This is a genomic window from Campylobacter concisus (assembly GCF_902460535.1).
Lineage (GTDB): Bacteria > Campylobacterota > Campylobacteria > Campylobacterales > Campylobacteraceae > Campylobacter_A > Campylobacter_A concisus_AS.
This window is the reverse complement of record NZ_CABPTV010000004.1, coordinates 241,301-265,534: the sequence shown is the minus strand read 5'-3', so window position 1 is coordinate 265,534 and position 24,234 is coordinate 241,301. Positions and strand designations below refer to the sequence as shown.

Sequence of the window (24,234 nt, the reverse complement as noted above, 5' to 3'; positions counted from 1 at the left end):
TTTTTTTTTTTTTGTAAAATCCAAATTTCTAACTTATACAAAAAGGAAAAATATGAAAACAAAAGTCGTTTTTTTAGGCATTACAGCAACACTTGCTCTTGCTCTAACTGGATGTGGTGAGCCAACAACTTTGGCTGAAATTTGCAAAGCTGATATGGGTAGTATCAAGCACTTTAAAGGTGAAGTGAAAGTCTATAAAAGGGTAAGCTATACGACCAAATACGACTATATAAAGGACCAATCAAGACTAGAAGAAAATGGAAAAGGCTATCTGATAGTCGATAAAGATACAAAAGTTGATCTAGAAAAATTTAACGAAAAAGAATCAGACGATTACAAGGTTATAAAAAATAGCATAGCAAAAGGGACACCTTATTATTACGGTGAACAAAAATATGGAGAGATAGGTGACGAAAATGCGACAGAATTCTTAGCAACACTAGAAACGCTAAACCCAAGATGTATAAAAGGCGAGGAAATAAAACTAAGCCATAAAGATACAGAACTAACTCCGATAAAATAACAAAAGGTGGGCTAACCACCTTTTAAAAATTTACGTCATCTCACTTTAAATTTATAAATCACTTACTAAATTTTTCTATATCTTGATTGATCAAATTTTCATATTCACAAAGTTCATTACAAGTTTTTTTGCTCTGCTCGATAAGCTCATCAAATTTAAACCCAAGCATCACGATACGATAAAGGTTTGGCTTGTGTTTTCGCCAGTTGTAAAGCGTTGCGACATCAACGTCTAAATGATAAGCCATATCACGTTTTGTCATCTTAGCCACTTTACACTCCTTCTTTTTGAGTGATTTTATAAATTTTATTCTGATAAGAAAACAATTGAATTATTTTATGTTTTTTATTAATTTCATTGAATATTTAAACTTTATTTAATATAAGAAAACCTAAAATAACCGTGTAACATTTTTTAAATAAGGAGTAAAAATGAAAAATGTAGTTTTAAAGGTTACTTTAGGTTTAAGCCTAGCTAGTGCCGCTGCTTTAGCGCAAGGAGCGTTTGTTGGAGTTGAGGGAGACTACTCTTTTGGATCAAACTTAAGCGACAAAGGCACATCAAAAGTCAAAAAAGCACAACCAGGTCTTGGCATAAAAGCTGGTTATGACTTTGATGTAGCTAGAGTTTATGGAGCTTACATATATGACTTTCAAGCTAAAAAGTCACTTGGCAACGAAGATGGCACAATAGTAAAATGGAAAACACATAAATTTATAGTAGGAGCTGACTACACTCCAAGCGTAGCAAAAGATCTTAAACTAGTTCTTGGTGGCTACACTGGCTACTCAAAGCTCAAAATGGATGTATTTGATATTTATGATGGCTCTGAAAAAGCTAGTATAAATGGCTGGATGCTAGGTGCAAGAATTGGTGCTGAGTACTCTATCAACGAAAACAATGCGGTTGAGTTTGGTTTAAAAGCTGATAGAACAAAATATAGCTCTATAACAAAATATAACAATGCAAAAATAAAAGAGACAAATGTCGGTCTTTATATGGGATATACATATAAATTTTAATAATTCGCGAGCTCAAATTTCAAAGCAAATTTGAGCTTTTAGCCAACTATCATTCTTTTAAAATAAGCTATAAATTTAATAAATTTTCTAAATTTTTGCCGTCTAAGCGGTAGGTTCTCCACTCAAGAGATTGATTTTTAGCATCCATGCTCTCATAAAATTTGATACTTGGCTCATTCCAGTTTAGGCAGCACCACTCAAGCCTTTTTAAATTTTCATCCTTGCAAATTTGAGCTAGAAATTTAAAAAATGCCTTGCCGATGCCTTGATTTCTAAACTCTTTTTTGACGTAGATGTCCTCAAGGTACATTCCGCCAAGCCCTAAAAATGTAGAAAATGTGTAAAAATAGATAGCATATCCTATCGCCCTGCCCTCACTCTCGCAGATAAGGGCTTTTGCGTGATTTTTATTAAAGATGGAGTCTGCAAAAATTTCATTTGTAAAAGTGACTTGATCGCTCATCTTTTCATAGCTCGCAAGCTCTCTTACAAGCTCGCAGATCACGTCTATATCAGCTCTCGTTGCTTTTCTTATTTGAAATTTCATTAGTTATCACCAAAGAGTGCTTTTAGATCTTTAACCATTTCGCCATTTTCGCCGTTGCTGCTAGTTTTTGAGCCAAGCTCATTTAGCTCGATCTCATAGCCAGTTAGCATGCTTGCAAGGCGGATATTTATGCCATTTTTACCGATCGCCTTGCTTTTTTGCTCGCTCGCAAGTGTCACGATCGCCTTGTTTTCTTCGATCTTTACAGATGTGATGATAGCAGGTGCCATAGCGCGAGCTACCAAGATCGCTGGCTCAGTGGTGTATTCAATCGCATCGATGCTCTCACCATGAAGCTCTTTGCTTACAGCATTTATCCTAACGCCCTTTGTGCCGACAGTTGCGCCGACTGGATCGATGTTTGGAGTGGTTGAGATGAGTGCTACTTTAGCCCTTTCTCCAGGAATCCTCGCACTTCCTTGGATGATGATGCCGCCATCTTTTATCTCAGGCACCTCTGAAGTTAGCAGCGCTTCAAGAAATTTAGGTGAAGTCCTTGAAAGCTCGACCTTTATGCCTAAATTTTTATCTGTAAAAACTTTTCTAATGACCGCTTTTACCACATCGCCCACTCTAAATTTCTCGCCTTTTATGCGATTTTTTCGTGGTAAGATGGCACGAAGCTCGTCTATCTCAATAAATGTGTTTTCATCGTTATCGACTCTGACAACTGGTCCAAAGACCATGTGACCGCTCATCTCATTATATTTTTGTAAAATTTTCTCTTCTACTAGGCGCTGGATGTGATACTCAAGCTCTTTGTGAAGCGTTTGAGCTGCGGTTCTGCCAAGGTTATCAAGGCTTAGCTCGTAAGTGAGCTCATCGCCGATCTCTACGCCACTATCTATCTTTTTAGCCTCTTTTAAGCTTAAAAAGTGCTCATTGTCTTCAGCAAGCCTCTCATCGTCGTTTGCTACGATTGAAATTTTTTGATAAAGCTTTAAATTTTTATTAGCATCGATGCTCACGTCATACTCATAGTTTTCTCCATAAACCCTTTTTGCAGTGTTTATCAAGGCTCTTATGACGCGCTCTTTTACATCTTCCATCTCTAAATTTTTCTCATTTGCAATTGACTCGATGATATCTGAAATTCTTTCCATTTTTTCTCCATTGTGACGATAAATTTCGGGGATTTTTCGTGAAGTTTTGAAATTATACATAAGCCATACTTTTAATAACTTTAAGCTTGTTATTAACTTTTATTTAATCCTTTTTTTATGATGATTTGGGTATATTGACCGATTAAAATTTAAGATTTTGAAAGGATTAAAAATGGAGCTAAAACTTGCAAGAGCCGAATTAGACGCAAAACCAAAAACGATTTCACTAGAAAAGATAGAGGCAGCTGTCGAAAAAGAGGGTCAGAAAATTTTCTATTTTGATAAAGAAAACACGCACAAACAACTAATCGCCTTAGTCGAGCACTTTGAAGAAAAAGGGCTAAGCGTTTATCACAGAACCGTGAAATACGGACTTGATGATAGCGATTATATGTATGAAGTGCATATACTTTAATGAGTAAAAAACTCTTTATCCAAACTCTAGGTTGTGCTATGAATGTTCGTGACAGCGAGCATATCATAGCCGAGCTCTCACAAAAAGAAGACTACTCCTTAACACAAAACATCGAAGAAGCTGATTTAATCCTTATAAATACCTGCTCGGTTCGAGAAAAGCCAGTTCATAAGCTCTTTAGCGAGGTCGGAGCCTTTGAAAAAGCCAAAAAAAGAGGTGCAAAGATAGGCGTTTGCGGCTGCACTGCAAGCCATTTGGGTAGTGAAATTTTCAAGCGCGCACCTTATGTTGATTTTGTCCTTGGCGCAAGAAATGTTAGCAAGATCACAAAGGCGGTAAATACGCCTAAATTTATCTCAACCGATATCAACCACGACGAGAGCGAATATGCATTTGGCGAATTTAGAGGCTCGCCATACAAAAGCCACATCAACATCTCGATCGGCTGCGATAAAAAATGCACCTACTGCATCGTCCCACACACCAGAGGCGATGAAATTTCTATCCCCTCAAGCCTCATCTTAAAAGAGGCAGAAAAGGCTGCAAGCACCGGCGCAAAAGAGATATTTTTACTAGGGCAAAATGTCAATAACTACGGCAAAAGATTTTCAGGCGCGCAAGAAAATATCGATTTTAGCGACCTGTTAGTGAAGATAAGCGAGATAGAGGGCGTTGAGAGGATAAGATTTACAAGCCCACACCCACTTCATATGGATGATAAATTTCTTGAAATTTTCACAAATAACCCAAAAATTTGCAAGTCGATGCACATGCCACTTCAAAGCGGAAACACCAAAGTTTTGCGCGAGATGAAGCGCGGATACACAAAAGAGTGGTTTTTAGACCGCGCACTAAAACTTAGAAAGATGTGCCCGGACGTAAGCATCTCAACTGATATCATCGTCGCATTTCCAGGCGAGAGCGACAATGAATTTGAAGATACGATGGACGTGCTTGAGCAAGTTAGATTTGAGCAAATTTTTAGCTTTAAGTATTCGCCTCGTCCGCTTACAAAAGCAGCTACTTTTACAAATCAAATAGATGATAAAACCGCTTCAGAAAGGCTAACACGCCTGCAAAATCGCCACAGCGAAATTTTAGACGAGATCGTGGCGGCACAAAAAGATAAAATTTTTGATGTATATTTTGAAGAGCTAAGGGCAAATGGCGGCGTTGCGGGGCGAAGTTTTAACAACTTTTTAGTTCAAGTTGATGGCAGCGAAGAGCTTCTTGGCACTACGCAAAAAGTAAAGATCACAAACCCAAAACGAATGGTTTTGTATGGCGAGCTGCAAATTTAAAAACACCCTTGAAAAGGTCGCCCTAAATGTTGGCGTCTTTTTCATATACATTTTGATGTGGCTCATTTTTCTAACCTGCAAAAAAAGCTACACTCCAAATTTCTTACCACAAAATGGCTGCGTCGTCGTCTTTTGGCACGGCAGACTTAGCTTTATGAGCTTTGCTTACAGACGCTGGTGGAGCAGCCAAAACAGAAAACAAGGTAAGGTGATAATAAGCGATCACAAAGACGGCGAGCTCATCACTAAAATAATCAAATTTTTTGGCATCGGTACCATTAGAGGCAGCAGCTCAAAAGGCGGCGCAAGGGCGCTTATAGAGGCCCTAAGAGAGATAAAACAAGGTCACGACGTCATCATCACGCCAGATGGCCCACGCGGACCAAGACACAGCGTAGCGGATGGAGCTGCGGTGATCGCACAAAAGTCATCTTGCGAAATTTATGCTCTAAATTTCGAAGCAAACTCGTTTTGGGAGTTTAAAAGCTGGGATAAGATGATACTTCCAAAGCCATTTTCAACTATAAATTTTAGCCTCTCAGCCCCTTTTAGTGTGGCAAATTTAGAGCACAAAGAGGCAAAAGAGAAGATACAAAACGAGCTTTGGCAAGCCTCACAAAATGACGGCGGCAAGAGCGTGTTACAAAACAAAGAGGACTTTAGGTCAAATTTAAAAATTTGGTGGAAAAAATATGCGCATAAAAATCCGCAAATAAGCGACGAGATAAGAGAAATTTTGGACGAAATTTATGAAAAATAAAATTTCTATCTTTATAGCCATTTTCATAGTAGCTTTATTTGGGCTATTTTTTTACAGCGACAACTCCTATAAACTCGCTCTTGAAGCGAAATTTTACTACAAGAGTAAAGAGTATGAAAAGGCTCTAAATTTAAGCCAAAAAGCCCTTGATCTAGACATCTACAACAAAATGGCCGCCACCACGCTTAATCAAAGCAAGGCAGCGATAAAATTTAGCTCATACATAAAAAACGGCAAAGAGTATTTAGAGCGCATCAAAAAAATGAGCCAAAGTGGCGTTAGTAAGGCTGATAATGAGCGCATCAAAATGATGTGTGATGTGATGATAGAGGATTTTGAAAGCTTAAGAAATTCTGCTTTGCTTGATGATGGCCTAAAAAGCGAAGCTCTGAAGATGAAAGAGGCGTTTGTAAAACTAAAAAACGAGCTGTTTTAAACTTATTTAATCCCTTTTTAGCTAACATATCAAAAATAATGCACTAAATTTAGGAGAGTTATGTCTTTTAGCATCAAAAAGCTTTTTTCAAACCTTTTCTTAAGCGTCGTGATCGAGGGCAATGAGTGCATTTTCTACGGTCAGGTTTTTAGAAATGGCAAGCTTATAAAAACCACAAATGCTAAATTTACAGACATAAACATCGAAAATGTCGATGAAAAGGTCATAAAATACATAGAAGAGCAAGAAAAGAGCTACTTTGGCGTCTATATTTCTGTCTTTTTTAACGACGACTCGCAAGGTGCGCTGCCTACTGCTAACTTTGACGAGTACAAAAAATTTAGCATAAACACGCAAAATTTAACCAGCCTTGTGATGCAAGATAGCTGGAGCATATATGCAAATTTAAACTCTATAAGAAGATATAAAAACCTCTTTGGGCAAGGCAGCGTCGATCTTATCTACTCACCTATCGCCCTGCTCTTTCACGAGCTTTTAAAGCGTGGAATTTCACCTAAAACCACGCTATATCTCTACATTCACTCGCACTCTTTTGCACTTGCGATATTTAAAGACAAGCAGATGAAGCTCTCTACATTTTTAAATATGAGTGACGCTGAAGAGGGCAACGAAGAGATCGAGAGCCTAAAAGAAGAGGATATAACAGACATCGACAACCTTATCGTCAAAGAAGAAGATGGTGCAACGGCGCTTGATGATTTTAAGAGTTTGGATGATTTCTTAAGCGATGATAAGCCAAAAGAATTTGAAGATCTAAACTACGAGCTAAACATGCCAGCTTCGACAAATGTCGAAAAATCAGTAGCGATCTTTGGGCGCGATATGAAGATGTTTGACTACATTGCAAAGGCTATGAAAGAATTTTATGAAAATCCGATCTACGGTGGCGATTTTATCGAGCAGATCATCGTTTTTGAAAACACAAAAACAAGCGCGACCTTTTTACAATACCTGCAATCAGAGCTATTTGTGGAGACATCAAGCTATCCGATCAACACAAATCACATCATGAATGAGATCATGCAAGAAGAGATAACATTATGAAATTTAGCTTCATCACTCCAGAACCAAGACCGCTTCTATCTATCTTTAGTAAGCTTTGGCTAACGCTCATAGGTTTTGTTTTTGTGGTGCTTTTGGTGGCAAATTTCTTTATCGTTTATAAAAACTACTCAACCAAGAAAAATATAGAATTTCTAGCAAATGAGCAAAAAGAGCTTAGTCAAAAAATAGTTGATACTGATGAAATTTCAGCCAGACTTGGCGTGCAGATAGACTCGGCAAATGATATTTTCACGTCAAATTCTATCCTAAAGCAAAGCTTGCACAATCTTTTTGACCTTGTGCCTGATAGCATCACGCTTGAAGAGGTCTTTATGGATAAAAACTCGCTCATCATCCGCGGCATAACGCCTACAAAAGATGTCTTTAACCAGCTCTTAGCATCACCACTAAGGTCGATTTTCACCACATCAAACACTAGCTTTTATCAGAGCAAAAACGGCTGGTACGGCTTTATAAGCACAAATAAGATTGATAATTCTGAGGGATATAATGAGTAAAAAAGATACAAGCTTAGAAAAAATCGACCCTGTAAAGCTTTTACTTTTTATATTTGCTTTTATCATAGTTTGCTTCATAATGATATTTGGCTTTATCGTGCCAAATATAAAAGAATTTAAAAGTCTCTCAAGACAAAACTACTCGCAAACCTCATCATACACGAAGGTAAAAAACGAATTTGAAGCTAAATTTAAAGCGCTTGAAGTGACAAGACAAAAAGATGGTGCTATCATCTTGGCCTATGATACAGCTTTTGATAAGGATAAATTTATAAATTTCGCATCGCAATTTTTTAGCGAGGTAAGCCTTAGTAAGATAGAAGAAGGCGAAAATAATGCAACTGAGAAGTTCTTTAGATACCGCCTAAACGTCACTAGCTCACTAAAAACCCCGCAGAAATTTTATGACTTTTTAGACGCACTTAGCAGCTACGATAGCATCATAAAAGCCGAATTTCCTATTGTCATGAAAGGCGAAAACGACAAGATACACACGACCTTTAACATAAAAGTTTTTGGGTTAAAGTAACCAAGTTTAATAAATTTCTCCGCATCAAATTTAAAATTGCTGTGCCCTTAACAAAGGCATGGATATAAAAACCAGCTAGAGCCACCACCATGTTGCAAGGTGCCAAACAAGCTCTTACACGCAGATACTGGCGCACAAAGCAAGGTTGTAAAACTATACAAAAAGCTTCTAAGTCAAAATATCACACCAAGCCATGTCATACTCTTACTCGATAGGTGAGGCTGATATCACTATATACTTAGACATGTAACCACCATTAAAGAGAGCTTCAAATCACGAACATGATGGCAACAAAAGATCTTTTTGAAAATAGGATCAAATTTAAAGAAATTTATGAATACGATATGACAAGCAAACAGCTTTTTAAAAATGGTGAAGAGGTGCAGATGCCAAAAAACGAGGCAAAACTCTTCTTTTTACTTGTGAGTAATATAGAAAAAGTTGTAAATTATGAAGTGATAGAAAACTATGTCTGGAGTGAGAAGTCGATGAGTAACGAAGCACTTAGAATGACTATCAAAAAGATAAGAGCAAAAACTGACGCCGACCTCATCAAAAACATCTCAGGCATGGGATATAGACTTAGCGGATCAAACTAAATTTAACTTTGTGTAGCTTTTATAAATTTAAGCTACACAAATTCTTACTTTTTATCCACGCATTTGCCAAGTTGGCAGGCTCTTTTATAAAGTGCGTCTGCCTTCGTTTCATCGCCGCTTAGCTTTGCAAGCAAGAAGCACGACTGCGCATACTCAAGCTCGCAGCTCTTTGCCAAAAGCTTTAAAACTCTAGCCTCAGCCTTGGTTCTATCTATCTTATGAGTTTTTAAATTTTCGCTTTCGATGTATGACTTTAGTCCCATTGCCTCGTTGTAGCAGCCAACGCCGTCGCCACTATCGCAAGCTAGTTTATAAAGCTTTAGAGCCTTTTCGATATCTTTTTGCTCATCAACTAGCCCTTGCTCATAAATTTGACCTAAATTTGAGCAAGCAGTCGCAAGCCCAGCGTTGCAAGCCTTTTCATAGTAGCCTTTTGCCTTTACGAAGTCCTTTTCGTTGCTAAAATTTACAGCTAGGTTGTTACAGTCGATGCTATTTCCGCTCTCGCAGTTTTGCACCATCTTCTCTTTTTCAAGCTCAAGACGCTCCGCCCTAGCCTCCTCATCACTTTGCCAAAAGCCAAAGCTTACCATCTTTTGCCACGACCAGCAGCCACTTAGCATAAAGCTAGCAGCTACGATAAGCCCAAAATTTAAAACTTTTTTCACTTATTTTCCTACTCACATGCCAAGCTTTGCGCCTAGTCTTTTCATCTGTGGGCACGCCTTGTTTAGACCGCGAAAGCAAGCGACTTTGTAAATTCCATAAGCTCTCTTTTCATCCTTGTTCATGCCAAGCCCTAGCTCATACATCGCACCGATATTTGCGCAGCTTGGCAGATCTCCGGCGTTGCAAGCGTTTGTGTAGGCCTCCATCGCTAGGTAGTAGTCTTGTTTGACGATCTCGCCCTTGCGGTAGGCATTGCCTAGATGATAGCAAGCTTGCACACCGCCACTGTTGCAGCTATCTTTGTAAATTTCGACCGCTTTTTTTGGATCTTTTTTTACGCCAAGACCGTTTTCATAGAGCGTGCCAAGGTTTGAGCAAGCAAGCTGCACTTTCGCATCGCAAGCCTTTTTGTAGTTTGCGTAAGCATTGTCATACTCTTTCATAAGCTCAAAATTTACGCCCAAGTCGTTGCAAGCTTCAGCATCGCCGTTCTCGCACTTTGGAGTTAAAATTTCTATCGCATTTTTTGAAATTTCCTCTTTGCTTTGCACTACTTTTTCATCTTTTGGTTGCTGCCATGTGTCGTCTTGTCTTGGCGTCTCGCCGATGCCGATGACATTTAAGCAGCCTGTAAAAAATAGAGCAGTTAAAAGTAGTAAATATTTTTTCATTTTTGTCCTTTTAAAATTGTCCAAACAAGTCATTTAGCGCTTCACTGATGCTTGGGTGAGTGAAAATTTGGTTTTTAAAGAAATTTGCATTTGCTTTTAAATTCATAGCGATGGCGATCTCATTTATGAGCTCATTTGCGTATATGCAGTGAAAGCTCGCCCCCAAGATCTCGCCGCTACTTGCTTCAACGATAGCTTTAAGCATGCCCACATCGTGATTTAGCACCTTTGCTCCTGGCACTGCCGCCATGCTAAGCTTTAGCTCCTTGAAATTTAGCCCAAGCTTGCTAGCTTCTTTTGCATTTACGCCAACTCTTGCTAGTGGAGTGTCGGTAAATAGCACATTTGCGTGGATGCTTCTGTTTTGTGTGGTGCGTTTTTTATCGCCAAAAATTTGCGAGAAAACTATTCTAAAATCATCCAAGCTAGTGTAAGTAAAAAGCTCTCCGCCACGCACGTCGCCCACTGCGTAGATGTTTGACACATTTGTTTGAAGGCGCTCATTTGTCTTTATAAAGCCTTTTTCATTTAGCTCGACGCCAGCTTCTTTTAAATTTAGATCATCTAAATTTGCCACTCTGCCAAGCGCCACCAAGAACGCATCTGCCTTGATGATCCTATCTTCACCATCTTGTTTGAAATTTAGCGCATTATCTTTTAGGCTCTCTATCTCGCAGCCCTCTAAAATTTCGATGCCCTGCACGTTTAGCGCATCTTTTACGCTTTTAGCTATGTCTTCATCTTCGTTTTTTAGCAGTGGTGAGCGTCCAACGATGGTCACTTTTGAGCCAAAATTTGCAAACATCGATGCAAACTCGATGCCGATGAAGCCGCTGCCAACGATGACAAGATGCTTTGGCATATTTTTTAGATCTAGCAAAGTTTTGCTTGAAAAGACGTTTGAGTTTGTTATCTCAAATGGTGCATACGCCTCTTTTGAGCCAGTGTTTATGATGATAAACTCGCCTTCAACGACTTTTTGCTCGCCGTTTGAGGTTGTAACTAAGACGCTATTTTTATCTTTAAACGAGCCGACACCATCGATCACGTCTATATTTTCTTTATCATTTAGCATCGCGTAGTTTTTAGAATTTAAAGCTGAGATTAGCTTATTTTTGTTTTCGATGCTAAGCGTGTAATACTCGTTTTCAACGCTATTGTCTGCATATATCGCCTCTTTTGAAGCTGTGATTAGGCGTTTTGTCGGTATGCAGCCCACGTTTATGCAAGTGCCTCCATACATCTTTGGCGATCTCTCGATTAGCGCGACCTTTTTGCCAAGCGCAGCAGCCTTTACAGCTAGTGTTTTGCCAGCCTTACCAAATCCAATAATAACAATGTCATATTTCATTTAATTTTTCCTATTATGTAGTATGTAGTTTCGTTTATCTTTTTGATATCCATTTTGTATTTATTTGCCCAGCTTTTGATGATCTCATCAACTCTCTCTTTTATCTCTTTGACGGTCGCAACGTTTTTTATCTTTAACCTATCCTCGCTCCCGCTCATCGCTACAAAGCAAAGGTGCGGCTTTAGATGATCGTTTAGCTCGATCACACTCTTTGGCAAAAGGCCGTCAGTGTTATTTAAAATTCTACGCATATGCTCAGTGGTCGTTTCATCTACGTTGTAGCCAAGCTGTGTCAAAAGTGCGTTATGATCCATATCGTTCCTTTTTGCTTAAATTTGCGATCATTATAAGATAAAATTCGATAAAATCGCCTAAATTTTCAAGGACAAATATGAAAAAATTTATCATTTTTCTATTTAGCATTTTGCTATTTTGGGGCTGTTCGGCAGAGCAAATTTCGCAAAATTTAGGTCTTAGCGAGCCACCACTTGATCCTGAAGTAGAGCAAATAGCAGACGCCATCTACTTATATAACGAGGGCAACTACCCAAAGGCTTGCAAGAGATTTTACGACTACGCAAAAGATGGCAATGTCCTAGCCATGCAGCAAACTGGCGTTTGTTTTCGTGACGGCAAAGGCTTTAGCAAAGATATCTTAAGGGCACTTTTTTGGTTTGAGACAGCTGGCAGATATGGCAATATAGATGGACTAAGAAGCGCTGGATATATCTATGAGTACGGCCTTGGGGTCAATAAAAATTTAGAAAAAGCGATATATTTTTACGAAAAAGCCACAAGCCTTGGTTCAAGTGAAGCTAGCTACGATCTAGGGCTTATATATCTTGGTAAAAATGACTATAAAAAAGCTAGAATTTATCTTGACGAGGCTTGCTTTAAAGGCAAAGAAGAGGCATGCACAAAGCTAAAAGAGATGAAATTTTAGCTCTTAATTAGTTTCAACAGAATTTAGAGCTGAATATCCAATCAAAATCACACTTGCTATCATAAGAACAGATACAAAAATTCCCATTTTTATCCTTTATTTCTTTAAATCTTTTATCTCTTTTAATATCTTTTTAGACTTTGCATTGCCAAGTAATATCAAAATCAATAAAAGAGCTGCACACATGCAAACACTATAAAATTCTAGCTTATCAGCATAGTCTTTGTAGTGTGTAAAAATCCAGCTAATAAGACCAACCAATATTGTAACAAAAATTCCGAGCCAAAATTTTAGCATGCCCAAGCGCTCTTTGGCTTCGTCTAATTTTGGCATTCTCTTCCTTTTTGTTTTTTGTGATTATAGCATTTTAACGCATAAATTTAACAGCTAGCTATATTTTAGCTCCTACGCCTCAGCCTTTTGAGCGATTAAGACGCCCTCTATCATCTTTTTGATATCTCCATCAAGTATCGCATCAGTTTGTGAGTATGCCTCGCCACTGCGGTTGTCTTTGACCTGCTGGTATGGGAAAAGCACATACGATCTTATCTGATGACCCCAGCCGATCTCACTCTTTTCGACGCTGTTGCTAGCCTCTTGTTGCTTCATCAGCTCAAGCTCGTAAAGACGTGACTTTAGCATCTTCATCGCTGTGGCTCTGTTTTTATGCTGACTGCGGTCATTTTGGCACTGCACGACGATGCCAGTTGGTATGTGCGTGATACGGATGGCCGACTCCGTTTTATTTACGTGCTGACCGCCCGCGCCACTAGCTCTATAAGTGTCTATCTTCAGATCTTTCTCTTCGATCTCGATCTCGATATCGTCATCTACTTCAGGGCTTACCATGACACTAGAAAAGCTCGTGTGGCGACGTCCTGCGCTGTCAAATGGGCTTGTGCGAACGAGCCTATGGATGCCATTTTCTGCTTTGAAATATCCATAGGCGTTTTCACCCTTTACAATAAAACTCACATCCTTTAGTCCAGCCTCTTCGCCCTCTTGAAAGTCTAGAGTCTCGACCTTAAAACCCTCACGCTCGCAAAATCTAAGATACATCCTATAAAGCATGCTCGCCCAGTCGTTGCTCTCAGTGCCGCCAGCTCCTGGGTGGATCGATACGATCGCGTTTTTGCCGTCGTCTTCGCCACTTAAAAGCATAGAAATTTCTAAATTTACTATCTTTTCATCTAAATTTTTAGCATCTTCAAATAAAGAATTTATAGTCTCCTCATCATTTTCAGAATTTGCTAGCTCAAAGAGCTCCTTTGCGTCGCTAACTGCTTGGTGAGCGTCGCTAAATTTAGCAAGCATGTTTGAAATTTTTGTCTTTTCTTTATTTAATGCCCCAGCTCTTGCGATATCTTGCCAAAAGTCAGGGTCTTGCTCTATAGCCTCGATCTCTTTTAGCCTAGCTTTTATCTCGTCAGGCTTTACGATAGAGCCTATGTTTTCAACTTTTGTTTGTAGCTTCTTTAAAAGCTCGTTGTATTCGTAACTATCCAAGTTTTTCTCCATAAATTTTTGCCGATTTTAGCCAAAAGTTGCTTACATTTTTAAATTTACGCCCTTTTAATCCTTTTTTGTTACAATGCCAAGTTAAATTTTAGATAAAAAGAGTCAAATATGCAAATTATAAGAACTATAAAAGAACTTGAGGAATTCGTCTCAAACGCAAGCGGCAAGATCGGTTTTGTCCCGACAATGGGCGCACTTCACGACGGACACATTAGCCTTATCAAAAAATGTGTGAGCGAAAATGAGATAAGCATCGTCTCAACTTTCGTAAATCCAACTCAATTTCTACCAGGCGAAGATCTAGAAAAATACCCGAGAAAAGAGCAAAGCGACATCCAAATTTGCGAGCAAAACGGTGTTAGCGCTATCTTCATCCCAAACGAAAAAGAGCTCTACTTTGAAGATGAGCCTCTCATCGTCGCTCCAAAGAAATTTTCAGCCATTTTAGAGGGCAAAACTAGACCAGGACACTTTGATGGCGTCTTAAGAGTGCTAAACAAGCTATTTCGCCTAACTCGTGCAAATAGTGTCTATATGGGCAAAAAAGACACTCAGCAGCTCATCATCGTGCAAAATATGATAAAGACATTTTTCCTAAACATCGAGCTAGTTGCCTGCGATATCGTTAGAGAGCCAGACGGTCTAGCACTTTCAAGCAGAAACGTCTATATCTGCGACGAAGATAAATGCAACGCGCTAAGGCTTTCAAGATCGCTAAATAAAGCACAAAATTTGATCCAAAACGGCGAAGAGGATGCAAGCGAGATCAAGGCAAACATGCTTGAGGTGCTTGAGCCACTAAAAGTTGATTACGTCGCGGTTACGGATAGAAATTTAAACGAAATTTCAAAGGTAGAAAAAGGCAACACCATCATCTTAGTAGCCGCCTTTGTAGGCAAAACTAGGCTAATAGACAACATCTGGATCTAAAAATGCCAAAACTTCATCTAATCTCGCTTGGTTGTAATAAAAATTTAGTTGATTCTGAGATCATGCTGGGACGCTTGCAAAACTACGATATCACGGACGATATCAGCGACGCAGACGTCATCATCGTAAATACTTGTGGCTTTATCAAATCCGCCAAAGAAGAGAGCATACAAACTATACTTGAGATGCACGAAGCACGTAAAAATGGCTCTTTGCTAGTAGTGACTGGCTGTCTTATGCAGCGCTACAAAGATGAGCTCATAAAAGAACTGCCAGAGGTCGATCTCTTTACCGGCGTGGCTGATTATGACAAGATTGATGAGATCATCTTGAAAAAGCAAAATTTATTTAGCCCAGAGACTTATCTGCAGGCAAACGAAGAGCGCGTGATAACTGGCTCAAACTACCACGCCTACATCAAAATTTCAGAGGGCTGTAACCAAAAGTGCAGCTTTTGCGCGATACCGACATTTAAAGGCAAGCTAAACTCACGCTCGCTTGAAAACATCGTAAATGAGGTCAAAAATCTAGTCAAAAAAGGCTACTACGACTTTAGCTTTTTATCCCAAGACTCAAGCTCATATATGCGCGATCATGGCGTTAGCGACGGACTAATAAATTTAATAGACGAGATAGAAAAGATAAATGGCGTAAGAAGTGCTAGGATACTTTACCTCTACCCAAGCACGACCAGCAAAGAGCTCATTTCGCGCATCATCGCTTCGCCTATCTTTCACAACTACTTTGACATGCCCATCCAGCACATCAGCGAAAATATGCTAAAAATAATGAAGCGTGGAAGTGGTGCTAAAAAGATCAAAGAGCTTTTAAATTTGATGAGAAATGCCAAAAATTCATTCTTACGAACTGGTGTCATCGTGGGTCATCCAGGCGAGAGCGAGGAGGATTTTGAGGAGCTTTGCGAGTTTTTAGAAGAGTTTAAATTTGATAGAATTTCCGCCTTTGCCTACTCAAAAGAAGAGGACACAGCCTCTTTTGAAATGGAGCAAATCCCAGCCAAGATCATCTCAAAAAGGCTAAGCAAGATAGAAAAAATCACCAAAAAAGCGATAAACGAGAGCTTGCAAAAAGAGCTTGGCAAGCAAATTTACGCATCGCTTGAGGGTGAAAGCAGCGAGGGCGAGATGTTTTACGCAGCCAAAAAAGATATCTGGGACAAAGATATAGACGGCGAAATTTTAATAAATGAAAGCAAGGTAAAGGAGCTTGAGATCGGCTCGCTCTACCTTTGTGAGGTCAGCGACGTGGTTGATCAAAAACTAGTCGCCACCATCATTAAAAAAGCAAAATGATAAGCCAAAATGTGCTTGATAGGCTAAGCTTGGGCGCAAACCTGCTTGCCTTCTCGCACGGCATCGATAGCACCGCACTTTTTTACATTTTAGACAAAGCTGGGGTTAAATTTGATCTAGCCATAGTCGATCACAACGTTAGAGAGCAGAGTAAATTTGAAGTTGAAAGCGCCAAAGAGCTTGCTAGCAAATTTGGCAAAAAAATCTACATAAAAAGCGTAAATTTAGGTAAGTCAAATTTTGAAAAAAACGCGCGTGAAGCGAGATATGAGTTTTTTGGTGAAATTTGCCAAAAATATGGCTATGAAAATTTGATCTTAGCGCATCAGTTTGATGATAAATTTGAGTGGTTTTTGATGCAGCTTGGCAAGGGCGCTGGGCTAAAAGAGCTCTTTGGTATGAGCGAGCTTGAGAGGAGAGAGCACTTTTGGCTGGTTAGACCGCTTTTAAATTTACGCAAAAAAGAGCTTCAAAACTACCTTGACGAGCGAGGATTGCACTATTTTGTCGATGAGACAAATTTAGAGGGCAAGCTTAAAAGAAGCTTTGTGAGGCTAAATTTTAGTGAGCCGTTTTTAAACGAGTATTTTGGCGGCGTGAAAAAAAGCTTTGAGTTTTTGGAGGCTGATAGGCAAAATCTGCTGCCAAATATCACAAAAATGGATGATGAAATTTTCATTATAAAAAATGATAGTAACGTCGTTCGGGGCGTCGATATGGCGGCAAAAGAGCTAAATGTGCTTTTAAGCAAGGCTCAAAAAGATGAGCTAAGCGCAAATTTAGCAAAGCAAACAAGCGTGGTGCTAAGTGGCAAGATCGCCGTTGGCTACGCTAACGAATTTATCTTAGTGACACCATTTTATAAAGCCGTAATGCCAAAAATATTTAAAGAAAAAGCTAGAATTTTAAAGCTCCCAGCGATAAATAGGGGCTATCTTTTTAAAAGTGGCGTTCAAATAAAAAACCTTTCTAAATTTTTTAGCAAATAGAGCGTTTTAGTCTGTAAATTTTGATCTACCAAAGGTTAATTTAAAACTAAATTTTGCTCCAACTCTTAAGCAAGCACTCAAGAACAAATAGAGCAAAACTACAAATTTGGTTTTAGCTATTTTGCTTTGTCATAGCTGCTTTTGAAGTTAAATTTGAAGTGGCAAAAACTAGAAATTTAAAGTCAAATTTATAGCTCTAGCCTTAGCAAAATACGGCACTAAAGCTGTAAATTTGATCTATCAAAAGCCAAATCTAAATCATAAACGAATAAAATTTAATTTTATTTAAGCCACAGTCAAAGAGTCATCTGTGATATAAATTTCCAAACAATAAAACTCTAAATTTTATCTACAAATCTTTATTGCTAACCAACTAAAATTTAAAATTTATAACGATCTTACGGCGTTAAATCTTAAATTAAATTTGATCACATCACCTACAAGCCATTAAACAAAATGATAAAAGCGCAAATTTGATATACGCAACTAAATTTTGCGAACGAGATAATGAAATTTGCAGATTATTAAAATCAAACACGAGCCTAAATTTAGCCTCAGCTCGTCTGCGGTGCCAAATTTAGAAAACGTGCAAAAAATAGAATTTAGCAAAGCTTACAGCAAAAAGGCTAGCCCATAAATTTTAAACAAGCCAGTGGTTTAAATCTACCTCATCAAAGCCATTTGCATAAAATAATGCGTAAAATTTTATAAATTTTATTACGCACTAGACGAGGATTTTTTCTATCAGCTCTCTTTTTAGCACAAAGTCATAGCTAAAAGCATCCACAACGACACCAGTGTAACTGCTCTCTTTTAGCATCGCAAGATACTCTTTTAGCCCTATCTCTATGCTCTCTTGCTCGCTGTCGTTTCGCCAAAGCTTCATCGCCTCTTTGCTTGTAAATGCCGGAAAATAGCTAAGCTTTTCGCCCTCATCTTCAAGGAGGATAAATTTGATATTTGAGCCCTCCTCCTCATAGACTACACCACCATCAGGCTTTGCAAGCGCTTGATTTAAAAGCACTGGAGCAAAAAAAGTAGCCTTTTTCAAAGCTGATATCAAATTTACCTCATTTTGCCGGCTAGGATCACTTAAAAATTTATCCATCGCTTCTTGCATTTTAGCCCCTAAAAGCCTCATCTACGGCCTGGCAGATCGTGTGGATGAAAAAGATGTGCGACTCTTGAATTCTTGCTGTATCGCTTGAGCTAACGACTAAATTTAGATCACATCCTTCATTCATCGCACCACCGCCTTTGCCGCTAAGTCCAAGTACCGATACGCCCATTTTCTTTGCACTTTTTATCGCCTCAAGGACATTTTTGCTGTTGCCACTTGTTGAGATCGCCACGAGCAAGTCGCCCTCCTGAGCTAAAGCCTCAAACTGGCGTGAGAAAACATAGTCAAAGCCATAGTCGTTGCCAATGGCTGTAAGCGCCGAAGTATCAGTAGTTAGCGCGATGCCTGGTAGTGGCTGGCGCTCGCTTTTATATCTGCCAGTTAGCTCGGCTGCAAAGTGCTGTGCGTCCGCTGCAGAGCCGCCATTGCCACATATCAGCACCTTTTTGCCATTTTTTAGCGTATCAGCCACCATCTGACAAGCGCGCTCCAAGCTAGCCAGCAAATTTACATGCTCGCTAAATGTCTTTTGGTGAGCTTCGAGCTCATTTTTTATCATCGTTTTTAACATCTTTTATCCTTTTTATTATCCCTGTCGTGCTTTTGCCCTCTACAAAGTCAATCAGCCTGACCTCTTTTACGATATCGCTGCCAACGACCTCTTTGCCCTTGTAATCAGCCCCCTTTACAAGCACGTCAGGCTTTATCTTTGTTATCAAATTTAAAGGCGTATCCTCATCAAATATCACGACATAATCAACAAATCCAAGCCCGCTTAGCACGCAGGCTCTGTCATCTTGTGAGTTTATAGGCCTAGCCTCGCCTTTTAACCTCTTAACTGAAGCGTCCGAGTTTAGCCCAACAACCAAAAGATCGCCAAGCTCCCTTGCTCGCGCTAGGTATTTTACGTGCCCAGCGTGCAAGATATCAAAGCAGCCATTTGTGAAAACGACCTTTTTCTTGTCCTTTTGGCTCAAAATTTCCTCTAGCTCCTCAACGCTTTTAAGCTTGTGCTCGAAATTTGCCCCAAATGAGCTATTTAGCAGCTGCTCGATCTCGCTAAAACTAGCCGTTGCGCTGCCGATCTTTGCCACGACTACGGCTGCTGCAAGATTTGCTATCTTTATCGCCTCTTTTATATCAGCTCCGTTTGCTAGCATGTAGCCAAGTGTGGCAAGCACCGTATCTCCAGCGCCAGTGACGTCAAAGACCTCTTTTGCCTTAGCAGCAAAGATGTGTAGCCTGTCGTCATAAAGCGCGATGCCCTCTTCTGAGATCGTGATGATCGAATAGGTCAAATTTAGCTCGTCTTTTAGCTGTTTTATCGCTTTTTCAAGCTCGACTTTGTCTTTTATCTTTAAATTTGTAGCCTCGCTCGCCTCTTTTTTATTTGGCGTTAGAAGGGTCGCGTTTTTATACTTTGAGTAGTCGCTACCTTTTGGGTCTATGAGCACTGGGATATTTAGTCTCACGCACTCGTTTATGATCTCTTGGCAGACTTTTTCGCTAAGCACGCCTTTGCCGTAGTCGCTTAGCAAGACGGCCTTAAAATTTGCAAGGTTTTCTTTGACTTTTGAGACGAACTCATCTTCTAAATTTATCTTGACAACGCTCTCTTTATCGATCCTGACAACTTGCTGGTGAGATGCCATGATACGGCTTTTTATCGAGCTTTCACGCCCTTTTTCGGTAAGTATGAGCTCATCTTTTACATTTAGCTCGGCAAGCCTCTCTTTTATCTTTTTGCCAGCCTCGTCATCTCCTAAAACGCTAGCCACGCTCACGTTTGCTCCAAGGGAGAGTAAATTTCTCACCACATTGCCAGCGCCACCAAGCGTATATGTTTCGTTATTTATCTTAACAACTTGCACTGGCGCTTCAGGCGAGATGCGCTCGCAGCTGCCCCAGATATAGTGGTCTAGCATGAGATCACCGACTACTAAAATTTTAACTCTCTTAGCCATTTATCTCTTCCTTATAAATTCTCTTTATCTCTGGCAAGTAGTCTTTTATCGCCTCTTCTAAGCTCCAAGTCGCGCTAAAGCCAAATGCCTCGCGAGCTGGGGCTACGTCGGCCTCTGTGTGAAATTGATATGAGCCGATAAATGGGTTTTTGATATATTCGTTGCCTAAATTTACGCCGATCTCACGCTGCAAGATGTCAGCGATATCTTGAAAGCTTCTAGCCTTGCCAGTAGCTGCGTTATAGACGCCACTTGGCGCGTCAAGCGCTTTTATATTTGCGTCAATGATATCTTTTATATAGACAAAGTCACGTTTGATCTGGTCGCTGCCCTCAAAGAGCCTTGGGGTCTTGCCAGCTAAAATTTGAAGTCCAAACTGAAGCACCATCGAGGCAGTTTTGTTTTTGAAAAACTCGCCCTTGCCAAAGACGTTAAAATACCTCAGTCCAACCACGCTCACGCCGCGCTTTGCGTAAATTTTATTGATATTATCCATACTTAGTTTACTAAAGCCATAGACGTTATTTGGCGCTTCGCACTCGCCAACTGTTTGTGGGCTCTTTGCGTTGCCGTAAGTCGCCCCTGAGCTAGCGTAGATCATCTTTGCGCCCAAACTCTCGCAGATATCAAGCAAATTTACAAAGGCATTTACATTTGTTTTTATTAGCTCATCTTGCTCTTTTACAGTGGTGTCAGAGATCGCTGCTTCGTGGTAGATGACGTCTGGACGAAAGTTTTTTATCTTCTCAAGCGTGCCAGGGTCGTTGATGTCGCCAGTGTAAATTTCACCCTTAAAACCAAGTAAATTTTTAAAATGACCAAAGCTTTTTAGATTGCCGTTGCTAAATGTCTTGTCGTTTCTAAATTTATCCACGACAAGCACGTGAGCGTATTTATAGTTTTCATCAAAATAGTGCGCCAAAGCTGAGCCGATAAAGCCAGCGCCGCCAGTTATAACTATCTTTTTTCCGTTTAAATTCATAGTGATTTTTCCTTTTTTAGCTTATTTAAAACATCTCTTACATCTTTAAAATTTATGCCATCAAGCAAGAAATTTCTGCCCACACCAGCCCTTTTGCCAGCCTCGACGTCGCTTGGCTTATCGCCTATCATTAGCGAGTTTTCAAGGTCTATGTCAAACTCTTTGCAAGCATCAAGTATCATTTTTGGATTTGGTTTTCTGCAGGTGCATTTTTGCTCTGGAGCATGCGGGCAAAAGTAGACTTTGGTGATAAAAATCTGCTCTTTTTTAAAGCTTTCAAGCATAAATTTATTTAGAGCGTCAAACTGCTCCTGCGTGTAGTAGCCCCTGCCAATGCCTGATTGATTTGTCACGACAAAGAGCTTGTAGCCAGCCTTAGCAAATTCTCTTAACGCATCAAAAATGCCATCAATAAATTTAAAGTCTTTGATCTCGCAAACGTATCCAGCGTCCTCATTTATGACGCCGTCTCGGTCTAAAAAAAGTGCTTTGTTGGCTGTTTCTCTTATCATTTGGTGATTATAGCCAAAATATTTTAACCCGCCCCTTGCAAATTTACATTTTTGTATTATAATGCCGGCACGTTTTTTAAAAAGGATGACAAATGAAAAAACTACTAATCGTTTCAAGTGTTGCAGCACTACTTTCAACTGCTGCTTTCGCTGCAGATGGCGCTACTATCTATAAAAAATGCGTTGCCTGTCATGGCGCTAAAGCTGAAAAAGTTTTCAATAACAAAGTTCCAGCTTTAACATCACTTGATGCAGCAGCTATCGAAGCAGCTCTAAAAGGCTACAAAACAGGAGCAAATAAATTTGGTCTTGGTGCTATGATGAAACCTATCGCTACTCCAATGAGCGATGAAGATGCAAAAGCAGTAGCTGAATACATCCAAACTTTAAAATAATCACAGGGGCGCTCGCCCCTTTTTCTACAAATTCAAACTCACACCAAATTTCAAAAGCTCTTTTGGCAGATGATCGTCTAAATTACCGATTTTGTCGTTATCTATCTCTATTAAATTTAGACCATATTTTTTATAAAGCTCTATCTTTTGCTCTTTCTAGATACGCCTCATCATCTTCATATCCCCAAAATTCAACATAGACCTTGCCTTTTGGTATATAAAAGTCGCAATAGACATCTTCTTTTATCGGCACTCTTTTTTATAAGCGTAGGCTATGTCCTCAGCAAAAGTTTGCGCTAAATGTATCAGCTATATTTCTTTGGTTAAATTTTACGTAAGATCTTTGATATAACTTTTGCCTGATAAATTTTGTTATCAAATTTACTAAAATGACAAATATTATAATAGGCAGCGAAAGCTAAAAAATGCTGGCAGCATAGTGGATAGTAAATTTGCCGTATCAAAAATTTGCATTTTTATGGCGTAGTGAGAGTAAAATTAAATTTTAAATAATAAATTCTGGTTCAAATTTCGTCCCATTTACCCTGACAACTCTTGCTGGTATGCCTACTACTGTTGCGTTTGCGGGGACATTTTTTAGCACGACTGAGTTTGCGCCGATCTTGGCATTTTCACCGATCGTTATGGCTCCAAGTATCTTTGAACCAGCTGCGATGGTGACGCCGTTTTTGACAGTTGGATGGCGCTTGCCACACTCTTTTCCAGTGCCGCCAAGTGTCACTTGATGATACATCATCACATCATCGCCGATCTCAGCCGTCTCGCCGATTACCACGCCCATGCCGTGATCTATGAAAAATCTCCTACCGATCTTCGCACCTGGGTGGATCTCGATGCCTGTTAGAAATCTTGCTATTTGCGAGATGAGTCTAGCTAGAAAAAACCACTTTTTCTCATATAAAAAATGAGAAATTTTATGAAACAAAACTGCATGGATACCAGGAGTGTTTATAAGTATCGCCAAAAAGCAACAACTATGCACCGATGGGTCTTTTTCACGGACGGTTTGAACTAGCTCTTTTAGACTCTCCCACATAATTTTACGCTCCGTAAAGCTCTGTACTTAGGTATCTCTCGCCGTTATCTGGAGCTATGAAAAGCACTTTTTTGCCAGCGCCAAGTCTTTTAGCCACTCTTTTTGCAGCCACGTAAGAAGCGCCACCACTTATGCCTATCATCAAACCATCGCTCTTTGCGATCGCTCTAGCTGCGTTTAGTGCGTCATCGTTGCTTACTTTTTCTACTTCGCTAACTAGGCTCATATCCATTGTATTTGGTAAAAATCCAGCTCCGATGCCTTGAATTTTATGTGGTCCTGGGTTGCCGCCACTTAAAACCGGTGATGCCTCAGGCTCTACTGCGATGATCTTAGTGTCATAGCCTTTTTCTTTTAGAACCTTTGCCACGCCGCTTATCGTGCCACCTGTACCAACGCCTGCTACAAAGGCATCAAGCTTGCTAAAATCAGCCACGATCTCAGCAGCTGTTGTTAGCTCGTGAGCTTGTGGGTTATACTTGTTTTCAAACTGGCTTAGCATTACGTGATTTGGCTGAGAAGCTAGCTCAGTAGCTCTTGCGATCGCCGCTTTCATACCACCAGCTGCAGGAGTTAGCTCAAGATGAGCACCATAAGCTGCAACTATCTTGCGTCTTTCGATACTCATGCTCTCAGGCATGCAAAGGATCACTTTAAAGCCAAGTGCAGCACCGCACATAGCTACGCCGATACCTGTATTACCGCTTGTTGGCTCAACGATAGTGTCGCCATGTTTTAGCGTGCCATCAGCTAGCATTTTTGTGATCATATTAAACGCGATCCTATCTTTTACAGAGCCGCCTGGGTTAAAAAACTCTAATTTCACGTAAATTTCAGCCTCGTCAGCACCTGTTTTTATCTTTACAATAGGTGTATTACCGATCGTTTTAACGATATTGTCGTATATCATTGCCTCTCCTAATATAAATTTCTCGTAAATTTAGCATAGAATTTGAAATAAAACATAAAAAGTCCTAATTTGCGCTAAATTTAAAATAAAAA

General features: G+C 39.7%; 33 protein-coding genes. 16 read left to right on the top strand and 17 right to left on the bottom strand.

The window, feature by feature from the left end; all coding sequences use genetic code 11:
* The first annotated feature begins 52 nt into the window (after positions 1-52).
* A complete protein-coding gene (locus tag FZ945_RS05210) occupies positions 53-523 on the top strand; it encodes a hypothetical protein (protein ID WP_148803006.1) in 471 nt (156 codons plus the stop codon).
* Positions 524-581: 58 nt separating this feature from the next.
* Here the strand turns inward: FZ945_RS05210 and FZ945_RS05205 are convergent, their stop codons facing one another.
* A complete protein-coding gene (locus FZ945_RS05205) occupies positions 582-794 on the bottom strand; it encodes a transcriptional regulator (RefSeq protein WP_002941953.1) in 213 nt (70 codons plus the stop codon).
* Positions 795-954: 160 nt separating this feature from the next.
* On the opposite strand from FZ945_RS05205, the gene FZ945_RS05200 reads away from it, so the two are divergent.
* Positions 955-1,545, top strand: coding sequence for an outer membrane beta-barrel protein (locus FZ945_RS05200; protein WP_148803004.1), 591 nt, complete (start codon positions 955-957; stop codon positions 1,543-1,545).
* A gap of 67 nt (positions 1,546-1,612) precedes the next feature.
* Here the strand turns inward: FZ945_RS05200 and FZ945_RS05195 are convergent, their stop codons facing one another.
* Both FZ945_RS05195 and nusA read right to left on the bottom strand, forming a co-directional pair.
* A complete protein-coding gene (locus FZ945_RS05195; protein ID WP_148803002.1) occupies positions 1,613-2,092 on the bottom strand; it encodes a GNAT family N-acetyltransferase in 480 nt (159 codons plus the stop codon).
* On the bottom strand, positions 2,092-3,195 hold the full coding sequence (gene nusA / locus FZ945_RS05190) for a transcription termination factor NusA (protein WP_148803000.1): 1,104 nt from the start codon (positions 3,193-3,195) through the stop codon (positions 2,092-2,094). Before nusA ends, FZ945_RS05195 begins: the two co-directional genes overlap by 1 nt.
* A gap of 172 nt (positions 3,196-3,367) precedes the next feature.
* On the opposite strand from nusA, the gene FZ945_RS05185 reads away from it, so the two are divergent.
* From FZ945_RS05185 to FZ945_RS05150, 8 genes are all read left to right on the top strand, one after another.
* Positions 3,368-3,610 carry an HP0268 family nuclease gene (locus tag FZ945_RS05185; protein WP_002941786.1) on the top strand — a complete coding sequence of 81 codons (243 nt, stop codon included), beginning with the start codon at positions 3,368-3,370 and terminating at the stop codon, positions 3,608-3,610.
* Positions 3,610-4,911, top strand: coding sequence for a tRNA (N6-isopentenyl adenosine(37)-C2)-methylthiotransferase MiaB (gene miaB / locus FZ945_RS05180; protein WP_148802998.1), 1,302 nt, complete (start codon positions 3,610-3,612; stop codon positions 4,909-4,911). The genes FZ945_RS05185 and miaB overlap by 1 nt, the downstream gene beginning before the upstream one ends.
* Positions 4,892-5,671, top strand: coding sequence for a lysophospholipid acyltransferase family protein (locus FZ945_RS05175; protein WP_148802996.1), 780 nt, complete (start codon positions 4,892-4,894; stop codon positions 5,669-5,671). The genes miaB and FZ945_RS05175 overlap by 20 nt, the downstream gene beginning before the upstream one ends.
* A complete protein-coding gene (locus FZ945_RS05170) occupies positions 5,661-6,107 on the top strand; it encodes a hypothetical protein (RefSeq protein WP_148802994.1) in 447 nt (148 codons plus the stop codon). The genes FZ945_RS05175 and FZ945_RS05170 overlap by 11 nt, the downstream gene beginning before the upstream one ends.
* Before the next feature lie 60 nt (positions 6,108-6,167).
* The gene (locus tag FZ945_RS05165; protein WP_148802992.1) at positions 6,168-7,172 is read left to right on the top strand and encodes a DUF8341 domain-containing protein; all 1,005 of its coding nucleotides are present in this window, start codon (positions 6,168-6,170) and stop codon (positions 7,170-7,172) included.
* Complete coding sequence (locus FZ945_RS05160; protein ID WP_148802990.1) at positions 7,169-7,690, top strand: PilN family protein; 522 nt, start codon at positions 7,169-7,171, stop codon at positions 7,688-7,690. The genes FZ945_RS05165 and FZ945_RS05160 overlap by 4 nt, the downstream gene beginning before the upstream one ends.
* Complete coding sequence (locus tag FZ945_RS05155; RefSeq protein ID WP_148802988.1) at positions 7,683-8,219, top strand: hypothetical protein; 537 nt, start codon at positions 7,683-7,685, stop codon at positions 8,217-8,219. The genes FZ945_RS05160 and FZ945_RS05155 overlap by 8 nt, the downstream gene beginning before the upstream one ends.
* A gap of 284 nt (positions 8,220-8,503) precedes the next feature.
* Positions 8,504-8,818 (top strand): winged helix-turn-helix domain-containing protein, encoded by a 315-nt coding sequence (locus FZ945_RS05150; RefSeq protein WP_187424163.1) that lies wholly within the window; start codon positions 8,504-8,506, stop codon positions 8,816-8,818.
* 44 nt (positions 8,819-8,862) lie between these two features.
* On the opposite strand, the gene FZ945_RS05145 is transcribed toward FZ945_RS05150, so the two are convergent.
* The 4 genes from FZ945_RS05145 to FZ945_RS05130 are packed head-to-tail and all read right to left on the bottom strand — an operon-like array spanning position 8,863 to position 11,823.
* A complete protein-coding gene (locus FZ945_RS05145; protein WP_103575803.1) occupies positions 8,863-9,486 on the bottom strand; it encodes a tetratricopeptide repeat protein in 624 nt (207 codons plus the stop codon).
* A gap of 12 nt (positions 9,487-9,498) precedes the next feature.
* A complete protein-coding gene (locus FZ945_RS05140; protein WP_148802984.1) occupies positions 9,499-10,158 on the bottom strand; it encodes a tetratricopeptide repeat protein in 660 nt (219 codons plus the stop codon).
* 10 nt (positions 10,159-10,168) lie between these two features.
* Positions 10,169-11,509, bottom strand: a complete 1,341-nt coding sequence (locus tag FZ945_RS05135; RefSeq protein ID WP_148802982.1) for a dihydrolipoyl dehydrogenase family protein — start codon at positions 11,507-11,509, stop codon at positions 10,169-10,171.
* Positions 11,506-11,823, bottom strand: a complete 318-nt coding sequence (locus FZ945_RS05130; RefSeq protein WP_103620644.1) for a type II secretion system protein — start codon at positions 11,821-11,823, stop codon at positions 11,506-11,508. Before FZ945_RS05130 ends, FZ945_RS05135 begins: the two co-directional genes overlap by 4 nt.
* 77 nt (positions 11,824-11,900) lie before the next feature.
* Between FZ945_RS05130 and FZ945_RS05125 the strand changes: the two genes are divergently transcribed.
* Complete coding sequence (locus tag FZ945_RS05125; protein ID WP_148802980.1) at positions 11,901-12,452, top strand: tetratricopeptide repeat protein; 552 nt, start codon at positions 11,901-11,903, stop codon at positions 12,450-12,452.
* Positions 12,453-12,548: 96 nt separating this feature from the next.
* Here the strand turns inward: FZ945_RS05125 and FZ945_RS05120 are convergent, their stop codons facing one another.
* Together FZ945_RS05120 and prfB are read right to left on the bottom strand one after the other, a co-directional pair.
* Positions 12,549-12,785, bottom strand: coding sequence for a hypothetical protein (locus tag FZ945_RS05120; RefSeq protein ID WP_021085456.1), 237 nt, complete (start codon positions 12,783-12,785; stop codon positions 12,549-12,551).
* A gap of 72 nt (positions 12,786-12,857) precedes the next feature.
* Positions 12,858-13,958 carry a peptide chain release factor 2 gene (gene prfB / locus FZ945_RS05115; protein ID WP_103640127.1) on the bottom strand — a complete coding sequence of 367 codons (1,101 nt, stop codon included), beginning with the start codon at positions 13,956-13,958 and terminating at the stop codon, positions 12,858-12,860.
* A 120-nt stretch (positions 13,959-14,078) separates the two neighbouring features.
* On the opposite strand from prfB, the gene panC reads away from it, so the two are divergent.
* The 4 genes from panC to FZ945_RS10140 all read left to right on the top strand — a co-directional run bounded on the left by panC (position 14,079) and on the right by FZ945_RS10140 (position 17,839).
* Positions 14,079-14,900, top strand: a complete 822-nt coding sequence (panC, locus tag FZ945_RS05110) for a pantoate--beta-alanine ligase (RefSeq protein WP_148802978.1) — start codon at positions 14,079-14,081, stop codon at positions 14,898-14,900.
* 2 nt (positions 14,901-14,902) lie between these two features.
* Entirely contained in the window at positions 14,903-16,213 is a 1,311-nt protein-coding gene (rimO, locus tag FZ945_RS05105; RefSeq protein WP_148802976.1) for a 30S ribosomal protein S12 methylthiotransferase RimO, read from the top strand.
* Positions 16,210-17,202, top strand: a complete 993-nt coding sequence (gene tilS / locus FZ945_RS05100) for a tRNA lysidine(34) synthetase TilS (RefSeq protein ID WP_148802974.1) — start codon at positions 16,210-16,212, stop codon at positions 17,200-17,202. Before rimO ends, tilS begins: the two co-directional genes overlap by 4 nt.
* A gap of 514 nt (positions 17,203-17,716) precedes the next feature.
* Positions 17,717-17,839, top strand: a complete 123-nt coding sequence (locus tag FZ945_RS10140) for a hypothetical protein (RefSeq protein WP_262367161.1) — start codon at positions 17,717-17,719, stop codon at positions 17,837-17,839.
* Positions 17,840-17,926: 87 nt separating this feature from the next.
* Here the strand turns inward: FZ945_RS10140 and FZ945_RS05095 are convergent, their stop codons facing one another.
* Genes FZ945_RS05095 through gmhB form a run of 5 tightly spaced genes read right to left on the bottom strand, consistent with a single transcriptional unit; the run spans position 17,927 to position 21,780 of the window.
* A complete protein-coding gene (locus FZ945_RS05095; RefSeq protein WP_148803162.1) occupies positions 17,927-18,322 on the bottom strand; it encodes an SseB family protein in 396 nt (131 codons plus the stop codon).
* A 1-nt stretch (position 18,323) separates the two neighbouring features.
* Positions 18,324-18,893 (bottom strand): D-sedoheptulose 7-phosphate isomerase, encoded by a 570-nt coding sequence (gene gmhA / locus FZ945_RS05090; RefSeq protein WP_148802972.1) that lies wholly within the window; start codon positions 18,891-18,893, stop codon positions 18,324-18,326.
* Complete coding sequence (gene rfaE1, locus FZ945_RS05085) at positions 18,868-20,286, bottom strand: D-glycero-beta-D-manno-heptose-7-phosphate kinase (RefSeq protein ID WP_148802969.1); 1,419 nt, start codon at positions 20,284-20,286, stop codon at positions 18,868-18,870. The genes gmhA and rfaE1 overlap by 26 nt, the downstream gene beginning before the upstream one ends.
* Positions 20,279-21,268, bottom strand: coding sequence for an ADP-glyceromanno-heptose 6-epimerase (gene rfaD / locus FZ945_RS05080; RefSeq protein ID WP_009294050.1), 990 nt, complete (start codon positions 21,266-21,268; stop codon positions 20,279-20,281). Before rfaD ends, rfaE1 begins: the two co-directional genes overlap by 8 nt.
* Positions 21,265-21,780: a D-glycero-beta-D-manno-heptose 1,7-bisphosphate 7-phosphatase gene (gene gmhB / locus FZ945_RS05075; RefSeq protein ID WP_148802967.1), complete on the bottom strand. Its 516-nt coding sequence runs from the start codon at positions 21,778-21,780 to the stop codon at positions 21,265-21,267. The genes rfaD and gmhB overlap by 4 nt, the downstream gene beginning before the upstream one ends.
* 92 nt (positions 21,781-21,872) lie before the next feature.
* Here gmhB and FZ945_RS05070 point away from each other — a divergent pair, with 92 nt between their 5' ends.
* Complete coding sequence (locus tag FZ945_RS05070) at positions 21,873-22,175, top strand: c-type cytochrome (RefSeq protein ID WP_009294052.1); 303 nt, start codon at positions 21,873-21,875, stop codon at positions 22,173-22,175.
* A 130-nt stretch (positions 22,176-22,305) separates the two neighbouring features.
* Here the strand turns inward: FZ945_RS05070 and FZ945_RS10135 are convergent, their stop codons facing one another.
* The 3 genes from FZ945_RS10135 to cysK all read right to left on the bottom strand — a co-directional run bounded on the left by FZ945_RS10135 (position 22,306) and on the right by cysK (position 24,142).
* A complete protein-coding gene (locus FZ945_RS10135) occupies positions 22,306-22,428 on the bottom strand; it encodes a hypothetical protein (protein ID WP_258030317.1) in 123 nt (40 codons plus the stop codon).
* Between the two features lie 252 nt (positions 22,429-22,680).
* Positions 22,681-23,232, bottom strand: coding sequence for a serine O-acetyltransferase EpsC (gene epsC, locus FZ945_RS05060; RefSeq protein ID WP_148802965.1), 552 nt, complete (start codon positions 23,230-23,232; stop codon positions 22,681-22,683).
* Between the two features lie 4 nt (positions 23,233-23,236).
* Positions 23,237-24,142, bottom strand: a complete 906-nt coding sequence (gene cysK, locus FZ945_RS05055) for a cysteine synthase A (protein ID WP_009294054.1) — start codon at positions 24,140-24,142, stop codon at positions 23,237-23,239.
* Positions 24,143-24,234: the final 92 nt, after the last annotated feature.